The organism is Deferrisoma palaeochoriense (genome assembly GCF_054656955.1).
In genome coordinates this window covers 15,335-29,197 of record NZ_BAAHXI010000003.1, presented here as the reverse complement: position 1 = coordinate 29,197, position 13,863 = coordinate 15,335, and the positions used below count along the sequence as shown (strand labels likewise).

The window sequence follows — 13,863 nt, the reverse complement described above, 5'->3', positions numbered from 1 at the left end:
GCGCGATGCCGCTTTACGACTTCGTGTGCGAGGCCTGCGGCCACGCCTTCGAGGCCCTGGCACGGCCAGGGGAGGTTCCGCCCTGTCCCCGGTGCGGTGCGGCGGACGCCCGTCGCAAGCTCTCCGCTTTCGCCATCGGAGGCGGGGGAGGCGGGGGCGGGAGCTCGTGCGCGGGGTGCAAGGCCTCGTCCTGCGCCGGTTGCCGATGAGGAGTGCCGGATCGCCGTGCCCCACCCCTTTCTCCTTTCCCCGGGTGTACCTGACCCGGGGCGTCCCGCCCCCCTGTCCGATTGCCCCCCCGCCCTGCTCTTGAGACGCGCCCCACGGTAGGTGCCCCATGAAGCTCCCGCTCCAGGACCTTTGGCAGCCCGTGGCCGCGGTGGTGGAGCCCGAGGCCCCCGTGGCCGGGCTTCCGCCGGTGGGCCGCGACGCGGCCGTGGTGGTCCGGGGGCACGGGGGGGTGCTCGCCGTGGCCTCGGGCCCCGCCATCGCCCGGGCGCTCGACGCCGGCCGGGGGAACGACCCGGTGCTGGGCGTCGCGGAACCGGCCCGCGCCGTGCCGGACGGGCAATCCCTGCCACTTCTGGAGCCCGGCGCGGCCGACCACGCCGTGGTGGGGATGCGCCGAAACGAGGTGGTGGGCTGGATCCCGCGGGACCGGCTGCTGGAGGCCGCGTTCAAGGCCCTGTGTGCCCGGATGGCGAAGCTCCGGGTCGCCCTCGACGCCGCCCACAACGCGATCGTGGTGGTCGATGCCGAGGGCCGGGTGGTGGCGGCGAACAAGGCGCTGGGCCGGGTGCTCGGGGTGGAGCGCGAAGACCTCATCGGCCGGCCGATCCAGGAGGTGGTGCCCCACACCGGATTGCCCGAGGTGCTCCGCACCCGCGAGCCCCGGATCGGGCAGCGGATCGAGCTCCGGGGGCACGTCTACCTGAGCAACCGCACCCCGATCTTCCGAAACGGCCGGCTGGCCGGGGCCGTTGCCGTGCTCCAGGACGTGACCGATCTCGAGTCGGCCCGGGCCGAGCGCGACGAGGCGAACCGGTGGAAGAGGACCCTGGAGGCCGTGCTCGACACCGCCTACGAGGGGGTCGTCGTGGTGGACGAGCGGGGCGTCATCACCATGTTCAACCGCGCCTACGGGGAGTTCCTGGGGGTGGACCCGGCCGACATGGTGGGCCGGCCGGTCACGGAGGCCATCGAGAACACCCGGATGCACATCGTGCTCCGCACGGGCGAACCCGAGATCCGGCAGGTCCAGCGGATCAAGGGCCACGACATGGTCTGTGACCGGATCCCGATCCGGGAGGGCGACCGGATCGTGGGGGCGGTGGGGAAGGTGCTGTTCCGGGACGTGTCGGAGCTCGACGCCCTGTTCGAGGAGACCCGCCGGCTCCGAACCGAGCTCAGCTACTACCGCGAGGAGCTTCGCCGTCAGAACGGCACCCGGTACAGCCTGGAGAACCTGGTCGGGGAAAGCCCCGTGATCCGCGAGCTCAAAGACATGGTGCGACGGGTCGCCCGGACCCATTCCACCGTGCTCATCCAGGGCGAGAGCGGCACGGGCAAGGAGCTCGTGGCCCACGCCCTCCACAACCTGAGCCCCCGGGCCGACAAGCCCTTCGTCAAGGTGAACTGCGCGGCCATCCCGGAAAACCTGCTCGAGGCGGAGCTCTTCGGCTACCGGGAGGGCGCGTTCACGGGGGCCCGCAAGGGGGGGCAGGTGGGCCGGTTCGAGCTCGCTCAGGGCGGCACCGTGTTCCTGGACGAGGTGGCCGAGCTGCCCCTGCCCACCCAGGCGAAGCTCCTCCGGGTGATTCAGGAGCGGGAGATCGAGCCCCTGGGCGGGGGCGGGCCGGTGGAGGTGGACCTGCGGATCATCGCGGCCACCAACCGGGATCTGCGGCAGTTGGCCGCCGAGGGGGCGTTCCGGCAAGACCTCCTGTACCGTCTCAATGTGGTGCTGATCGAGGCGCCGCCCCTGCGCGACCGCAAGGAGGACATCCCGCTCCTGGCCGAGCGGCTCCTCTGCCGCCTGTCGAAGACGCTCGGGGTCCGGCCCCGCAGGCTCTCGGCCGAGGCCCTGGCGACCCTGCTCGCGTACGCCTGGCCGGGAAACGTGCGGGAGCTCGAAAACGTCCTGGAAAGAGCCCTGAACCTCTGCGACGGCGACGAGATCCTCCCGGCCCACCTGCCCCATCACGTCCGGCGCCCGGCCGGGCCGGGATTCGCCCTGGCCCCCCTGCGACAGGTGCTGGCCGAGGTGGAGGCCGAGCACCTGCGCGCGGCCCTTCGTGTGGCCAACGGGCGGGCCGTGGAGGCGGCCCGGCTCCTCGGCATCGGGAAGTCCGCCTTTTACGAAAAGGCGGCCAAGCACGGACTCTTGAACTCCTGACCCCACCGCCCGGTTTCCGGAAAACCGGAAACCATCCGGATTTCCGGAAACCCCCGCAGTAGCCGCCGCCTCAGCGAAAACCCCCGATACGACCCCGCTTGGATTCCGGATATCCGGAAACGCCCCCGCGAGAACCCCCGAAAAACGGCGCTCGCCTCGGCGGCACGGTCCGTGCACTTGCCCTTCGCCGTTTCGTTTCCCCAACCGAAAGGAGGCAGGACATGCGAAGGGGACTGAGGCTGGTGGCGGTGACGGTGGCGATGGCGGCTCTTGTGGTTTCCCCCGGCTGGGCGAAGGAGAAGAAGGTGCTGCTCAAGGTGCCGATCGCGTTTTCAACGGCGCTGCCCGGGCTGGGGTCGACGATCCAGTGGATGGCCGACCGGATCGAACCCCTGAGCGGGGGGTCGATGCGGATGAAGGTCTACGAGCCGGGGAAGCTTGTCGCCCCGTTCGAGATCCTGGACGCGGTGAGCACGGGCAAGGTGAACGCCGGTTACACCACGGCCGGCTACTGGCAGGGCAAGATGCCGGCGGCCGCGCTTTTTAGCGCGGTGCCCTTCGGCCCCGAGGCCGGGGAGTACCTGGCCTGGCTCTATTACGGCAACGGCATGAAGCTCTACCAGGAGATGTATGACCAGGCCGGGTACAACGTGAAGGTGCTCGTGTGCGGGATCATCGCGCCCGAGACCTCGGGGTGGTTCAAGAAGGAGATCCAAAGCCCGGAGGACCTCAAGGGGCTCCGGATCCGGTTCTACGGCCTGGGGGGCAAGGTGATGGAGAAGCTGGGGGCCTCGGTGAGCGTGATCCCGGGCGGCGAGATCTTCCCGGCGCTGGAGAAGGGGGCGATCGACGCCACCGAGTTTTCGATGCCGGCCATCGACAAGCGGCTGGGATTTTACAAGATTGCCAAGCACAACTACTTCCCGGGCTGGCACCAGCAGGCCACGGTGTTTGAGCTCCTGATCAACAAGGACGTGTGGAACGGTTTGAGCGACCACCAGAAGATGGTGCTGGAGATTCTATCCAAGGCGAGCGTGGCCGACTCCTATGCTTACGGCGAGGCCATCCAGTTCGACGCCATGAAGGAGAACGTCGAGAAACACGGGGTGAAGCTGCATTACTGGAAGGACGAGATGCTCCAGGCGTTCCGGAAGGCCTGGGACGAGGTGGCGGAGGAAGAGGCGGCCAAGGATGAGTTCTTCAAGAAGGTATGGGAAGACATGAAGGCGTTCCGGACGAACTACAAGGTGTGGCAGGCCTACGCGTTCCTGCCGCGGCCGAAGCCTGAAGAGGTGGAGGTCAAGTAGGCGCCGGATTCCAAGGAAAGGGGGCGGGTCCCGGGGGACCCGCCCCCTTTTGAGGGACGGAGCAGAGGAGACGACGGTGAGCGGGAACGGGGAACTGCCGCGGATCGGTTGGTGCGAGGCGATCGACAACGGGATCCGGCGCCTGGGCCACGTGATCATGTGGGCGAATGCGGTCTTGGTGGCGGTGATCATCGTGCAGGTGGTGCTGCGCTACGGGTTCGGCCATGGGTTGGTGGCGCTGGAGGAGCTGGAATGGCACCTCTACGCCGTGGGCATCATGTTCGGCATCAGCTACGCCATGGTGGAGGACAGCCACATCCGGGTGGACATCTTCCACATGCGGTTTTCGCCTCGGACGAAGGCCAAATGGGAGGTGTTCGGGACGCTGGTGTTCCTGCTGCCGTTCCTGTGGGTGGTGTTCGACCACAGCCTGCCGTTCGTGGCGGACTCGTGGCGGGTGGGCGAGGCCTCCCAGGCGCCGGCCGGGCTCCCGTGGCGGTGGCTCATCAAGGGGGTGATCCCGGTGAGCGTGGCGCTGATGATGCTGGCGGCGGTGACGCGGCTGGTGCGCCACGTGGTGTTTCTGGCCTCGGGCCGGGGGCGATGAGGTTCCCCGGCGGGCCGACGAGCGCGACGACACGGCCGAAGAGCGACATGCGAGGGCCGACCAACCGAGCCAGGGGCGCGAGCCGATGCTGACCAACGACATCTTGGTCGTGGCGATGTTCGCCACGTTCATCGCAGGGCTGTTCACGGGGTTTCCGATCGCCTTCGTGCTGGGGGGCACGGGGGTGTTGTTCGCGGGGGTGGGCTGGATCGCGGACACCTACTTCGACGCGTGGACCGGGCTCGATTACATGACGCTCGGCATGGTGGTGAACCGGATCTACAAGTACATGGACAACTGGGTGCTGGTGGCCCTGCCCATGTTCATCTTCATGGGGCTGATGCTCGACCGCTCGGGGATCGCCGAGCGGATGATGGAGTCCATGCAGCGGCTGTTCGGCCGGGTTCGGGGGGGCCTTGCGATCACCGTGACCGCGATCGGGATCATCCTGGCGGCCTCCACGGGGATCATTGGGGCCTCGGTGGTGCTCCTGGGGCTGCTGAGCTACCCGGCCATGCGCCACCAGGGGTACGAAAACCCCCTGGCCCTGGGCACGATCGCGGCCTCGGGGACCCTGGGGATCCTGATCCCGCCGTCGATCATGCTGGTGATCATGGCCGACCAGTTGGGGCTGTCGGTGGGAGACCTGTTCATGGGGGCGGTGCTCCCCGGCCTCATCCTGGGCTGCCTCTACATCGGCTACATCCTGGTGTACTGCTGGCTCCGGCCCCGGGCGGCGCCGCTGCCGCAAGGGGCCGAGCAGGGGGTGGGACTGCGGGAGGTGTGGGCGGTGGTGCGCACGGTGCTTCCCGCAGCCGGGCTGATCCTGGCGGTGCTGGGGTCCATTTTCGCCGGCATCGCAACGCCGACTGAGGCGAGCGGGGTGGGGGCGTTGGGGGCGACCCTGCTGGCGGCTGGAAACCGCAAGCTCGATTTCCAGGTGTTCAAGGAGGTGCTCAGGGGCACGTACAACACCACGGCCTATATCTTCGCGATCTTCCTGGGGGCCACCTGTTTCGCCCTGGTGCTGCGGGGCCTGGGGGGGGACGAGGTGATCGAGCAGGTGCTCACGGGGCTGCCGTTCGGTCCCTACGGGATCATCGCGTTCATCCTGGGCGTGGTGTTCCTCCTCGGATTCTTCCTGGACTGGATCGAGATCACCCTGATCGTGCTCCCGCTGGTGGCGCCGGTGGTGGGCCAGTTGGGGCTCGAGATTCCGGGATACGGGCAGGTGGAGAACCCGGAGTTGGTGTGGTTCGTGCTGCTGGTGGCGGTGGCGCTCCAGACCAGCTTTTTGACGCCGCCGGTGGGATTCGCGCTGTTCTACCTGAAGGGGGTTGTCCCCCCCGACGTGCGGCTCGTCGAGATCTACAAGGGCGTGATCCCGTTCATCGTGCTCCAGCTCGTGGGACTCGTTCTCGTGGCGTTGTTCCCATGGCTTGTGACCTGGCTCCCGGCCGCGGCCTACGGCTGATCCCGGTTTGATGCCGAGGGAGGCAAGACCAATGTGCGCCAAGATCGTGACCGCCCAGGAGGCGGTTCGGCTCATCCCCTCCGGGGCCACGGTGGCGAGCGGGGGGTTCGTGGGGACCGGGTTTGCCGAGGGGCTTGCCGTGGCCCTGGAGGAGCGGTTCCTCGCCACCGGGGAGCCCCGGGATCTCACGTTCGTGTACGCCGCAGGGCAGGGGGACGGCCGCGACCGGGGCATGAACCACGTGGCCCACGAGGGGCTGGTCAGGCGGGTCGTGGGGGGCCACTGGGGCCTCGCGCCCAAGCTCGGCCGGATGGCCCTGGAGAACCGGATCGAGGCCTACAACCTGCCCCAGGGGGTCATCTCCCACCTGTTTCGGGACATCGCGGCGGGTAAGCCCGGCACCATCACCCACATCGGGCTCCGAACCTTCGTGGATCCCCGGATCGAAGGGGGGAAGGTGAACGCCCGGACCACCGAGGACCTGGTGGAGGTGGTGGAGATCGGCGGGCGGGAGTGGCTGTGGTACAAGGCGTTCCCGATCCACGTGGGGTTCATCCGGGCCACCTCGGCGGACCTCAGGGGGAACCTCTCCTACGAGAAGGAGGCGGCCCTGCTCGAGAACCTGGCCATCGCCCAGGCCGTGCGGAACTCGGGCGGCATCGTGATCGCCCAGGTGGAGCGGATCGTCAAGAACGAGACGCTCCGGCCCAAGGACGTGCGGGTGCCGGGGATCTTCGTGGACTACGTGGTGGTGGCCCCGCCCGAGCACCACATGCAGACCTTCGCCAAGGCCTACGACCCGAGCTTTTCGGGGGAGACCAAGATCCCGGTGGAGCACCTGGAGCCGATGCCGCTCGACGTGCGTAAGGTGATCGCCCGGCGGGCGTTGCTGGAGGTCCAGGAGGGGGCGGTGGTGAACCTCGGGATCGGCATGCCCGAGGGGGTGGCCCTGTGCGCGGCCGAGGAGGGGGTGTTCGATCGGTTCACCCTGTCGGTGGAGTCCGGCATGACCGGCGGAATCCCGGCCGGCGGACTCAATTTCGGGGTGGCCACGAACCCTGAGTGCATCTACGAGCAGCCGAGCCAGTTCGACTTTTACGACGGCGGCGGCCTCGACCAGGCGTTCTTAGGCATGGCCCAGGCCGACCGGGAGGGCAACGTCAACGTCTCCCGGTTCGGGCCCCGGTTCGCCGGGTGCGGGGGGTTCATCAACATCACCCAGACCGCGAAAAAGCTCTATTTTCTGGGCACCTTCACGGCGGGCGGGTTCGAGGCCCGGGTCTCGGACGGCCGCCTCGAGATCCTGCGGGACGGCGAGCACCCGAAGTTCATGGAACGGGTGGAGCAGGTGACCTTCAGCGGGGCGTACGCCAGGGATCTCGGTCAGGAGGTTCTCTACATCACGGAGCGCGCCGTGTTCCGGTTGCTGCCCGCGGGGATCGAGGTGGTGGAGATCGCGCCGGGGGTGGACCTGGAGCGGGACGTGCTGGGCCGCATGGCGTTTCGCCCGCTCGTGAGCCCCGATCTCAAGCCCATGCCCCCCGAGGTGTTCCTGCCCGGCCCCATGGGGGTGGCCGACCAGGTGTGAAAACGGGGGGCGCCCCGGACCGGGGACCGAGGACGGTAGACCGCAGACCGGCGACCGTGGACCTTTGTCACTCCTCGTCCCAGAACTGCGGCGGAAGGGGCTGGGGGCCGGGGACGATGCCGGCGATGTCGGGGTCTCCCTCGGTATCGTCCCGGGGCGGAAGGCTGGCCTTTCGCTCCCGGGCCTCGGCACGGCGGGCTTCTTTCTCCTGCCGGCGCTCCTGCCGGGCCTTTTCGCGCTGGCGTTTCTGAAAGGTCTGCTTGGATCGGCGGGCCATGGGATGCTCCTTGGAGAGGGGTGTGCGTGGAGGGCCTCCGGGGAAGGAAAAAAGGGCGGATCCCCTGGGGGATCCGCCCTTTTCGTGGGTCAGACCGGACCTAGACGGGCCGGACGTTGGCCGCCTGGGGCCCCTTCATGCCGGGCACGGCGTCGAACTCGACGGCCTGGCCCTCGGTCAGGGTCTTGAACCCCTCGCCCTGGATCGCGCTGAAGTGCACGAACAGGTCGGCGCCCCCGTTGTCGGGGGTGACGAAGCCGTAGCCCTTCTGGTCGTTGAACCACTTCACGATGCCTCTAGCCATGGTGTTTCTCCTTCGGTTTCGGGATCCTGGATCCCAGGGGATGCAACTGCGATGGGGACCAGGGCGGGAACCGCGTTCCCGAACTCCGAACCATGTCCATCGAGGTGCGAAAAAACAAAAAAAGCGGTGAGAGGCTACGGTCGCCTCTCCCGCTTGGGTTCGCCTTCCGACACTGCCTTTCCGTCTGTGTTGTGGCGCTTACCCTACGCCCCTCGGCGGCCGGATGCAAGGAAAAAGGTTGGGGACCCGATCCTCTCGGTTCCCCGACCGCCAAGCCGGGTCGCCGCCCGGTCTACTCTACCGGTCCCACGGCCGCCAGGTAGTACGCAAACTCGTTCTCCCCGTCCACACCCAGGAGTTCGTTCATCTCCCGGTCGAAAAACGCGGCCACGGGGCAGGCCCCGAGCCCCAGGGCCTCGGCCGCGAGGAGCAGGTTCTGGCACACGTGCCCCAGGTCGAGACCCAGGTACCGGAGGGCCCGGTCGCCGTATTTCCAGGCGGCCCGGGGGTAGACGGCGGTCCACACCAACACGACCGAGGCCCGGGCCAGGAACCCCTGGGCCAGGGACGCAAGGGCGAGGGTTCTGCCGTGGTCCCCCTGGGCCAGGATCTCCAACGCGAACCCGGCCACGTCGAAGTGGGCGAGGCAGGGTTCGATCCCCCCGACCCGCTGGAGCGACACATAGGTCTCGAACGGGTAGAGGGCCCCTGCCGACGGGGCCGTGCGCAGAAGGTACGGTCCCTGCCGGGCGGTGACCCCCTGGCAGGCCCAGAGGAGCAGGGCCAGCGTTTCCAGGGAGAGGGCCCCTCCCGTGAACTCGCGCCTGGACCTGCGGGCCGCCAGCGCCGCCCAGAGGTCCGAGGCGCCCGGTCGGAGGTCCCCCGGCCGGGGCAGTTTGAGTCGCCGGCACCCCGGGTAGGTCTTGAGCGCCTCGGGTTTCCGGGCCCAGTCGAGGCTCCGGCCCGAAAGGGCGTCGGGCGAAAGGTCGGTCCTCTGCCTCCACCACCGGAGCGCCTCGTCCACGGCGATCCTCCATGCCCTTGGGGGTCAGCCGCCCGGGGGCTCCTCCAGGAGTTTCCGGATTTTCTCCTCCATGTCCCGGGCGATGTCCTGGCTATACCCCATGAAGGTGTAGCGGATCCGGCCCTGGCGGTCGATCAGGAAGGCCTGGGGGATCGATGCCACCCCCCCGTAGGCCAGCCGGGTGGCTTCGTCCACCTTCACCACGGGGTAGTTAAACGAGGTGCGGGTTATGAACTCGGTGAGGTCGTCGGGGTTCTGGTCCATGTTCATCCCGACGACCACGAGCCCTTCGGCCCGGTACTTCTGCTGGAGCTCCACGAGGTGGGGGATCGCCACCCGGCAGGGCGGGCACCAGGTGGCCCAGAAGTCCAAAAGCACCACCTTACCCCTGAGGTCGGAAAGCCGCACATGGTTCCCGTCCACGCTCACCAGGTCGAAATCCGGCGCGGGCTTCGGCTCCTCGGCCTCCTTTTTCCCCCCCGAGCACGCGGCCACCGCCAGGGCGAAAGCGAAAACCATCCCCCACACGACCCCCCGTCCCCTTGAGATCCCCATCGCGAAACGCCTCCACGAAAAGATGAGAAAGGAAAAAGAGCGGCGCAGGGCCAAAGGCTCCTGCGCCGGTTCTTCGGGGCCCCCGGCCCCGTGTGGTCTAGCCTCAGGTGAACCCACCCCGCGGGGCGCAACCCCCTCCCCCCGGGCTCTTCGTGTGGGCGGCCACCGGGGCCCAGTTTCGGTCCATCGGGCCGCCGCAGTTGGGGCACCGGGGGGCGTCCTGGGCCCGGTCGCCCGAGCGGACCAGGATTTCGGTCTTCTCCCCGCACTGGGTGCACTGGTACTCGTACAGCGGCATGGCTCTCCCTCACACCACCTTGTTCAGCATCTCCTCGAGTTTCTGCCGGGGCACGGCGCCCACCACCTCGTCCACCACCTGGCCGCCCTTGAACAGCTTCAGGTTCGGGATGCCCCGCACCCCGTACTTGGCCGGGGTCTGGGGGTTGTCGTCCACGTTCATCTTGGCGACCACCACCTTGCCCTCGTACGCCTCGGCCACCTCGTCGATCACCGGGCTCATCATGCGGCACGGCCCGCACCAGGCGGCCCAGAAATCCACGAGCACCGGCTTGTCGGCCTTGAGAACCTTCTCCTCGAAATCCGCGTCGGTCACGTTGAGAACCTTATCTCCCGCCATCTTGTGTCTCCTTTTGTCGAAAGGGTATTCGTTTGGTCCCTTGATGTACCGCCGACCGGCGGTCAGCAGCCTCCTCAGCCCCCGCCCCGGAGGGACATGACCGCCACGAGGACGATCAACACGATCCAGATCCAGCCTTCCACGCTACTCTCCTCCCTCTTCGCCGCAGCACTTCTCCCGGAGGAACCGGTGGAGATCGATGTGGACCTCCTGGGGCACCTCTTCTTCCTGGCCCGAGTACTTGTAGAGTACCACGGTCTTCTTGAGCGTGTTGAGGAACGCCACGCAGGGGTTGCACCCCTCCATGTGGGCCTCGATTTCCTCGCAGATCGACGGGTCGAGCTCGTGGTCGATGTACGCCGAGAGTTGCTCCAGAATCTCTTTGCAGGTCAGTTTCCGGCTCATGGGTTCACCGCCCGCCCCTCGGCGCTCTCCTCGTCGGAGAAGTAGGGGCTCAGTTTCTCCCGCAGATGGATCCGGGCCCGGTGGAGGCGGGTCTTCACGGCCCCCTCGGTGGTGCCGAGGATCTTCGCGGTGTCGGCCGTGCTCAGTCCCTCCACGTCGCGTAGCACCACCACGGCCCGGTAGATGGGCGGCAGTTCCTGGATGGCCCGGACGAGGAGCTGCCGCACCTCCTGCCGGAGCAAGGCTTCCTTGGGGTCGAGGGCCCAGTCGGTCACGCCCTTCTGGCGGATCTCCTCGTGGCTGGGCATGGGCAGCTCGTCCCACGACACGGTGTCGGGCTGCTTTTTGCGAAGCCGCATGAGCGCGTGGTTCGTGGCGATGCGATAGAGCCAGGTGGAGAACGCCGCGTTCCCCTGGAACGATTTCAGGTTTCGGTACGCGCTCAGATAGGTCTCCTGCATGAGCTCCCGGGCGTCTTCGGGGTTTCCGGTCATCCGCAGGAGCAGGCTGTAGATCCGCCCCTCGGTGCGGTTAACCAGTTCCTCGAAGGCCTGGAAGTCGCCCTCTCGGGCCCGCTCCACGAGCCGTGCCTCGTCCATTGCCGTGTCCTTGAGATGCGGGTGCCCCCTCGGGGGTTACGGAAGACCCCGGAAGCATAAAGGAGGGCCCCCGGGTGCGCAAGCAGCCCGGGTCGGGGGGATTTTCGAGTTGCCCGGGGGTCCAAAAAAAGGGTGGCGAGCCACTACATGTCGTGGTATCATTTCGCCGCCTACTAGATATGGCGTTTTCTCCCCTCCCTAACCCCCTGTTTTCCCTACGGAAGGAGCGACGGCCATGGGCGAGGTGATGGAGCTCGGCCGGACCGGGGCCAAGCCCCGCGACGGCGACGCGACCGACCGGGTGCTGTTCGTCCGCACGTCGGACATGGAGATCGTCAACTGGGACCGGAGCCGCATCGCCGACGCCCTGGTCCGGGAGACGTACCTCGACCGGGACACGGCCGAGCGCGTGGCCGAGGAGGTGGACAAGCTGATCCACCGGTCCCGGATCGAGGTCCTGACCGCGCCCCTGATCCGTGAGCTCGTGGACGCGAAGCTCATTGATATGGGGCTCGAGGGCGCCCGCCGGATGCACACCCGGCTCGGGATGCCGCTTTACGACGTGGAGGAGCTGCTGGTCGCCCCCAACAAGGAGAACGCCAACGTTCCCCACGGCCCCGAGGCCACGAACCTCACCCTGGCCGAGAACATCAAGAAGGAGTACGCGCTGCTGGCGGTGTTCAGCCAGGACGTGGCCGACGCCCACATGCGGGGCGACCTCCATCTGCACGACCTGGGGTTCATCGACCGGCCCTACTGCTCGGGCCAGAGCCTCGAGTACCTGAAGAAGTTCGGCCTGAACCTCCCGAACAGCCTCGCGAACGCGAAACCCGCCAAGCACCCCGAGGTGCTCCTGGCCCACATGGTGAAGTTCTCGGCCGCGCTCCAGTCCAACTTCGCCGGGGCCATCGGGTGGGACGCGGTGAACCTGTTTTTCGCCCCGTATCTCGAAGGGCTGCCCGACCGGGACGTGGAGCAGCTCGCCCAGATGCTGATCTTCGAGTACTCCCAGCAGGCCGTGGCCCGGGGCGGCCAGGCGATCTTCTCCGACATCAACCTCTACTGGGAGGTGCCCAAGCACTTCCAGGACGTGCCGGCCATCGGCCCCGGGGGCGAGTACACCGGGAAGACCTACGGCGACTACGAGAAGGAGGCCCAGCGGTTCGTGTGGAAGCTGTTCGACGTGTACGCCGAGGGCGACGCCTCGGGCCGGCCGTTCTTCTTCCCGAAGCCGCTGGTGCACATCACCGAGAAGTTCTTCCAGACCGAGGGCCACGAGCGGTTCCTGGCGAAGATCTGCGAGGTGGCGGCCGAGAAGGGGAACACCTACTTCGTGTTCGACCGGGGCGACACGGCGAAGATCTCGGAGTGCTGCCGGCTCGCGTTCAAGCTGGAGAAGTCCGATCTCGAGGACGCCAAGCAGCCCTGGCGCATGCGATACTCGGCGCTCCAGAACGTGACCCTGAACCTCCCGCGCATCGCCTACCGGGCCGGCGGTGATGACACCCGGCTGTTCCAGCACCTGACCGAGATGATGGAGCTCGCGGCCCAGGCCCACCTGCAGAAGCGGGCCTTCATCGAGCGGCTCCTGAGCCAGGGGGACCGCGGGCCGCTGTCGCTGCTCACCATGGACCGGGACGGACAGCCCTACCTCCGGATGCACCGGGTGAGCTATCTGCTGGGCATGGTGGGCCTGAACGAGATGGTCAAGATCCACACCGGCCAGGAACTCCACGAGAGCCAAGAGGCGTTCCGGTTCGGGCTCAAGATCATCGCCCACATGAAGCTCCTGGCCGACAAGCTCGCCCGCAAGCACAACATGCACTTCGTGCTGGAGCAGACCCCGGCCGAGTCCACGGCGTACCGGTTCGCCAAGCTCGACCTCAAGTATTTCTCTCCGGCGGCCGGAGCGGCCGTGCGGGGCGACGTGGCCCGGGGCGAGGTGTACTACACGAACTCCACCCAGCTCCACGTGGGAAGCCCCACGAACCCCGTGGACCGGGTGCGTTTGGAGGGCCTGTTCCATCCCCTCATCGAGGCCGGGGCCATCACCCATCTGTGGCTCGGCGAGGAGAAGCCCCACCCCGAGAGCCTTGCGAACTTCGTGGTCAAGGTGTTCCGGAACACCCACAACGACCAGGTGGCCTTCAGCCCCGAGTTCACCACCTGCCTGGCGTGCGCCCGCACCACCCGGGGTCTCCGGGAGTCCTGCCCCCAGTGCGGAAGCGACGATGTGGAGGGGATCACCCGGATCACGGGGTACTTCACCAAGATCAGCTCCTGGAACAAGGGGAAGATCGGGGAGCTCCACGACCGGCAGCGCACCGCGGGATTTTTCTCGGGCCCGGCTCCCGATGCCGGCGCCGCCGAGGCGTAGGGGCGCGCCGAACCGGGGACCGAAGACCGCTGACCGCGTTTCCTGAGGAGGGTTCCATGACGCTGTTTACCAAGGTCGGGTGCGAGAAGTGCGAGTACGTGAAGGAACGGGTGGATCTCGCCGCCCTCGGGGTTGTCGTGGAGGAGCTCGGCCCGGAAAACCCGGACGCCCTGGCCCACCTGGCCTGGCACGGGCTCGTGAACGTGGCGGAGCGAAGCCTCCCGATCCTGGTGCTGGACGACTCGTCCTATCTCACCGGGGCGGTGCGCATCCGGAAATACCTCGAGGAGATGAAGACCCGGGCCGCGTAGGAA

General features: G+C 67.7%; 16 protein-coding genes. 8 read left to right on the top strand and 8 right to left on the bottom strand.

Annotated features, from left to right (window positions below; all coding sequences use genetic code 11):
• Nucleotides 1-5: 5 nt before the first annotated feature.
• The 6 genes from ACYQ8L_RS01565 to ACYQ8L_RS01540 all read left to right on the top strand — a co-directional run bounded on the left by ACYQ8L_RS01565 (nucleotide 6) and on the right by ACYQ8L_RS01540 (nucleotide 7,371).
• On the top strand, nucleotides 6-209 hold the full coding sequence (locus ACYQ8L_RS01565) for an FmdB family zinc ribbon protein (RefSeq protein ID WP_459940002.1): 204 nt from the start codon (nucleotides 6-8) through the stop codon (nucleotides 207-209).
• Nucleotides 210-337: 128 nt separating this feature from the next.
• Nucleotides 338-2,395: a sigma 54-interacting transcriptional regulator gene (locus ACYQ8L_RS01560; RefSeq protein ID WP_459940001.1), complete on the top strand. Its 2,058-nt coding sequence runs from the start codon at nucleotides 338-340 to the stop codon at nucleotides 2,393-2,395.
• A 221-nt stretch (nucleotides 2,396-2,616) separates the two neighbouring features.
• The gene (locus tag ACYQ8L_RS01555; RefSeq protein ID WP_459940000.1) at nucleotides 2,617-3,702 is read left to right on the top strand and encodes a TRAP transporter substrate-binding protein; all 1,086 of its coding nucleotides are present in this window, start codon (nucleotides 2,617-2,619) and stop codon (nucleotides 3,700-3,702) included.
• 76 nt (nucleotides 3,703-3,778) lie between these two features.
• Nucleotides 3,779-4,309 (top strand): TRAP transporter small permease subunit, encoded by a 531-nt coding sequence (locus ACYQ8L_RS01550; protein ID WP_459939999.1) that lies wholly within the window; start codon nucleotides 3,779-3,781, stop codon nucleotides 4,307-4,309.
• A gap of 85 nt (nucleotides 4,310-4,394) precedes the next feature.
• On the top strand, nucleotides 4,395-5,783 hold the full coding sequence (locus tag ACYQ8L_RS01545; RefSeq protein WP_459939998.1) for a TRAP transporter large permease: 1,389 nt from the start codon (nucleotides 4,395-4,397) through the stop codon (nucleotides 5,781-5,783).
• Nucleotides 5,784-5,814: 31 nt separating this feature from the next.
• Nucleotides 5,815-7,371 carry an acyl CoA:acetate/3-ketoacid CoA transferase gene (locus tag ACYQ8L_RS01540; protein WP_459939997.1) on the top strand — a complete coding sequence of 519 codons (1,557 nt, stop codon included), beginning with the start codon at nucleotides 5,815-5,817 and terminating at the stop codon, nucleotides 7,369-7,371.
• Between the two features lie 67 nt (nucleotides 7,372-7,438).
• On the opposite strand, the gene ACYQ8L_RS01535 is transcribed toward ACYQ8L_RS01540, so the two are convergent.
• The 8 genes from ACYQ8L_RS01535 to ACYQ8L_RS01500 all read right to left on the bottom strand — a co-directional run bounded on the left by ACYQ8L_RS01535 (nucleotide 7,439) and on the right by ACYQ8L_RS01500 (nucleotide 11,172).
• Nucleotides 7,439-7,648: a hypothetical protein gene (locus ACYQ8L_RS01535; protein WP_459939996.1), complete on the bottom strand. Its 210-nt coding sequence runs from the start codon at nucleotides 7,646-7,648 to the stop codon at nucleotides 7,439-7,441.
• A 100-nt stretch (nucleotides 7,649-7,748) separates the two neighbouring features.
• Complete coding sequence (locus ACYQ8L_RS01530; protein WP_459939995.1) at nucleotides 7,749-7,952, bottom strand: cold-shock protein; 204 nt, start codon at nucleotides 7,950-7,952, stop codon at nucleotides 7,749-7,751.
• 292 nt (nucleotides 7,953-8,244) lie between these two features.
• A complete protein-coding gene (locus ACYQ8L_RS01525) occupies nucleotides 8,245-8,976 on the bottom strand; it encodes a SagB/ThcOx family dehydrogenase (RefSeq protein WP_459939994.1) in 732 nt (243 codons plus the stop codon).
• A gap of 24 nt (nucleotides 8,977-9,000) precedes the next feature.
• Complete coding sequence (locus ACYQ8L_RS01520; RefSeq protein ID WP_459940074.1) at nucleotides 9,001-9,495, bottom strand: TlpA family protein disulfide reductase; 495 nt, start codon at nucleotides 9,493-9,495, stop codon at nucleotides 9,001-9,003.
• A 139-nt stretch (nucleotides 9,496-9,634) separates the two neighbouring features.
• Complete coding sequence (locus ACYQ8L_RS01515; RefSeq protein WP_459939993.1) at nucleotides 9,635-9,829, bottom strand: FmdB family zinc ribbon protein; 195 nt, start codon at nucleotides 9,827-9,829, stop codon at nucleotides 9,635-9,637.
• Nucleotides 9,830-9,838: 9 nt separating this feature from the next.
• Entirely contained in the window at nucleotides 9,839-10,168 is a 330-nt protein-coding gene (trxA, locus tag ACYQ8L_RS01510; RefSeq protein ID WP_459939992.1) for a thioredoxin, read from the bottom strand.
• A 144-nt stretch (nucleotides 10,169-10,312) separates the two neighbouring features.
• A complete protein-coding gene (locus tag ACYQ8L_RS01505; protein ID WP_459939991.1) occupies nucleotides 10,313-10,573 on the bottom strand; it encodes an anti-sigma factor family protein in 261 nt (86 codons plus the stop codon).
• Nucleotides 10,570-11,172, bottom strand: a complete 603-nt coding sequence (locus ACYQ8L_RS01500) for an RNA polymerase sigma factor (protein ID WP_459939990.1) — start codon at nucleotides 11,170-11,172, stop codon at nucleotides 10,570-10,572. The genes ACYQ8L_RS01505 and ACYQ8L_RS01500 overlap by 4 nt, the downstream gene beginning before the upstream one ends.
• Before the next feature lie 235 nt (nucleotides 11,173-11,407).
• On the opposite strand from ACYQ8L_RS01500, the gene nrdD reads away from it, so the two are divergent.
• Together nrdD and ACYQ8L_RS01490 are read left to right on the top strand one after the other, a co-directional pair.
• Nucleotides 11,408-13,549, top strand: coding sequence for an anaerobic ribonucleoside-triphosphate reductase (nrdD, locus tag ACYQ8L_RS01495; RefSeq protein WP_459939989.1), 2,142 nt, complete (start codon nucleotides 11,408-11,410; stop codon nucleotides 13,547-13,549).
• 56 nt (nucleotides 13,550-13,605) lie between these two features.
• The gene (locus ACYQ8L_RS01490; protein ID WP_459939988.1) at nucleotides 13,606-13,860 is read left to right on the top strand and encodes a hypothetical protein; all 255 of its coding nucleotides are present in this window, start codon (nucleotides 13,606-13,608) and stop codon (nucleotides 13,858-13,860) included.
• Nucleotides 13,861-13,863 lie beyond the last annotated feature (3 nt).

Excerpts from the sequence above, each read along its gene's own strand:
- ACYQ8L_RS01530 (WP_459939995.1), bottom strand. The coding sequence starts at position 7,952 with ATGGCTAGAGGCATCGTGAAGTGGTTCAACGACCAGAAGGGCTACGGC.
- ACYQ8L_RS01505 (WP_459939991.1), bottom strand. The coding sequence starts at position 10,573 with ATGAGCCGGAAACTGACCTGCAAAGAGATTCTGGAGCAACTCTCGGCG.
- ACYQ8L_RS01545 (WP_459939998.1), top strand. The coding sequence starts at position 4,395 with ATGCTGACCAACGACATCTTGGTCGTGGCGATGTTCGCCACGTTCATC.
- ACYQ8L_RS01540 (WP_459939997.1), top strand. The coding sequence starts at position 5,815 with ATGTGCGCCAAGATCGTGACCGCCCAGGAGGCGGTTCGGCTCATCCCC.
- ACYQ8L_RS01500 (WP_459939990.1), bottom strand. The coding sequence starts at position 11,172 with ATGGACGAGGCACGGCTCGTGGAGCGGGCCCGAGAGGGCGACTTCCAG.
- trxA (WP_459939992.1), bottom strand. The coding sequence starts at position 10,168 with ATGGCGGGAGATAAGGTTCTCAACGTGACCGACGCGGATTTCGAGGAG.
- ACYQ8L_RS01520 (WP_459940074.1), bottom strand. The coding sequence starts at position 9,495 with ATGGTTTTCGCTTTCGCCCTGGCGGTGGCCGCGTGCTCGGGGGGGAAA.
- ACYQ8L_RS01565 (WP_459940002.1), top strand. The coding sequence starts at position 6 with ATGCCGCTTTACGACTTCGTGTGCGAGGCCTGCGGCCACGCCTTCGAG.
- ACYQ8L_RS01560 (WP_459940001.1), top strand. The coding sequence starts at position 338 with ATGAAGCTCCCGCTCCAGGACCTTTGGCAGCCCGTGGCCGCGGTGGTG.
- nrdD (WP_459939989.1), top strand. The coding sequence starts at position 11,408 with ATGGGCGAGGTGATGGAGCTCGGCCGGACCGGGGCCAAGCCCCGCGAC.
- ACYQ8L_RS01490 (WP_459939988.1), top strand. The coding sequence starts at position 13,606 with ATGACGCTGTTTACCAAGGTCGGGTGCGAGAAGTGCGAGTACGTGAAG.
- ACYQ8L_RS01555 (WP_459940000.1), top strand. The coding sequence starts at position 2,617 with ATGCGAAGGGGACTGAGGCTGGTGGCGGTGACGGTGGCGATGGCGGCT.
- ACYQ8L_RS01515 (WP_459939993.1), bottom strand. The coding sequence starts at position 9,829 with ATGCCGCTGTACGAGTACCAGTGCACCCAGTGCGGGGAGAAGACCGAA.
- ACYQ8L_RS01535 (WP_459939996.1), bottom strand. The coding sequence starts at position 7,648 with ATGGCCCGCCGATCCAAGCAGACCTTTCAGAAACGCCAGCGCGAAAAG.